Origin of the sequence: Streptomyces sp. NPDC048479, assembly GCF_040651435.1 — a bacterium.
Classification (GTDB): Bacteria; Actinomycetota; Actinomycetes; order Streptomycetales; family Streptomycetaceae; genus Streptomyces.
The window spans coordinates 1-2,178 of record NZ_JBEZKA010000106.1 but is presented as its reverse complement, the minus strand read 5'-3'; the positions used below and the strand labels follow the sequence as shown (position 1 = coordinate 2,178).

At 68.5% G+C, this 2,178-nt stretch carries 2 protein-coding genes; one reads left to right on the top strand and one right to left on the bottom strand.

Annotation, left to right across the window (positions count from 1 at the left end; genetic code table 11):
- The first annotated feature begins 109 nt into the window (after nt 1-109).
- Entirely contained in the window at nt 110-1,861 is a 1,752-nt protein-coding gene (locus AB0D12_RS41180) for a transposase (protein ID WP_362695195.1), read from the top strand.
- Here the strand turns inward: AB0D12_RS41180 and AB0D12_RS41175 are convergent.
- The coding region (locus tag AB0D12_RS41175) for a transposase (protein ID WP_362695192.1) at nt 1,838-2,178 on the bottom strand (341 nt) is incomplete at its 5' end. The genes AB0D12_RS41180 and AB0D12_RS41175 overlap by 24 nt on opposite strands.

Below are 2,178 nucleotides of genomic sequence, written 5' to 3'. Positions count from 1 at the left end.
CTCCGATCCTGGTGGTTAATTCAGGCAATCGGTGAGTGAGCGTCAGATCGTGGGTGGATTCTTGGGGTTGCGGCAGTCTTGTGGTGTCTGCCCGCAGGATGGAGACGTGGTGTCGGTGCAGCCGCAGCCCTGGCCGGACCCGGACCCGGAGATTGCTGCTGCGATCCGGGGGATGTATTCGGGCCGGCGGGAGGTTCCGCTCGCGGTGCGGTTCCGTGACCGGTTCGGGGAGTTGTTCGCCGACGACCAGTTCGCGGTCGCGTTCGGTCAGCGCGGCAAGCCGGGCTGGTCGCCGGGGCGGCTCGCGCTGGTCACGGTGCTACAGAAGGCGGAGAACCTCACCGACCGGCAGGCCGCCGAGGCGGTACGGACATCCCTGACGTGGAAATACGCGCTCGGGCTGGATCTTAAGGATCCGGGGTTCGACCACAGCGTGCTCTCGGAGTTCCGCTCCCGGGTGGTCACGCACGGCCTGGAGGAGAAGGTACTGGACCTGTTGCTGGCTGAGCTGGTCCGGCAGGGGCTGCTGGAGACCGGCGGCAAGCAGCGCACCGACTCCACCCACGTCATCTCGGCGGTGCGGGACCTGAGCCAGCTGGACCTGGCGGGCGAGGCGGTCCGCGCCGCCCTGGAGGCACTGGTTTGTGCGGCGCCACACTGGGTGGAGCAGGTGATCGATGTGCCTTCCTGGAGCCGGCGCTACGGCGACCGGATCCCCGGATGGCACACGCCGGCATCCCAGGCCAAACGTGCCCGGCTCGCTCTCGCTCTCGACTTCGGCCGGGACGGCTTCGCACTGCTCACCGCGGTCCACGCCTCTACGTCCCCGGCGTGGCTGCGGGAACTGCCGGCTGTTCAGGTTTTGCGGTGCGTGCTGGTGCAGAGCTACACCCGCACGCTTTCGGGCAGCGGACGGGAGGTGGTCAAGCGGCGGGAGGCCAAGGTGGACGGTCTCCCGCCTGGCCATCGGCGCCTGACCTCGCCGTATGACACCGATGCCCGCCGGAGCGTAAAGGGCGACACCATGTGGAACGGCTTCAAGATCCATATCAGTGAGACCTGCCAGGCCCCCGAACCGGCCGCAGTCGGCAACAACGCGGGGCCCGGCCAAGGAGGGCACAGCCGCGTCCCGCGGCCGAACCTGGTCACGAACGTCACCACGACCGACGCCACCGTCCCCGACAACGCCATGCTCGACCCCATCCACCAGGTCCTCCAGCGACGCAGGCTCCTTCCCGGGGATCACTATCTGGACAGTGGATACGCCTCGGCCGAGCTGATCGTGGGCTCCTTGAAGCGGTTCGGTGTCGCGTTGGTCATCCCGATGCTGGACGACCAGTCCCGCCAGGGCAGGGCCAAGGAAGGCTTCGCCACCCACGACTTCCGCATCGACTGGCCGGGCCGGCAGGCCGTCTGTCCGGCCGGGCAGACGAGCACCACCTGGAGTCCCTGCCTCCAGGCCGGCGTCGCCAAGACGGTGGTCACCTTCTCCACCAGAGACTGCGGCCCCTGTCCGCTGCGGCCAAAGTGCACCACCTCGAAGCTCGGGCGCCGTCAACTCGCCCTGCAGCCCCAGGAGATGCACGAAGCCCTGCAGGGTGCCCGGGCACAGCAGGAGACCAAGGAGTGGAAGCACAACTACGCGTTACGCGCCGGAGTCGAGGGGACTATCCACCAGGCCACCGCCGTCACCGGTATCCGCCGCGCCCGCTACCACGGCCTGCGGAAAACCCACCTCGACCACGTCTACAGCGCGGTCGCATTGAACCTGATCCGTCTCGACGCCTGGTGGAACGGCCACCCCCTCGACCGCACCCGCACCAGCCACCTCACCCGCCTAGAACTCTCCCTCGCGGCCTGAATTAACCACCAGGATCACCTCCCGGGCGAAATAGGCAGCCGCCCGGCGCAGGATCTCCCGCTCCAGCTGCCACTCCTTCTCCGCCTTGGCCAGCCGCGCGTTCTCCGCCCGCAACCGGGCCAACTCGGCCTCGGTGTCCTGCGACGCTCCGGCAGCGACCGGACGACCGTCGGCGTCACGCACCCAGGTCCGCAGCGTCTCGTGGTTCACGTTCAGATCGACCGCGACGTCCTTGAACGTCCGCCTGCCCGCCGAGGCCCGCCACAACACGATCGCGTCGGACCGGAACTCCGGACTGTACTTCGAGGGCCGTGCCA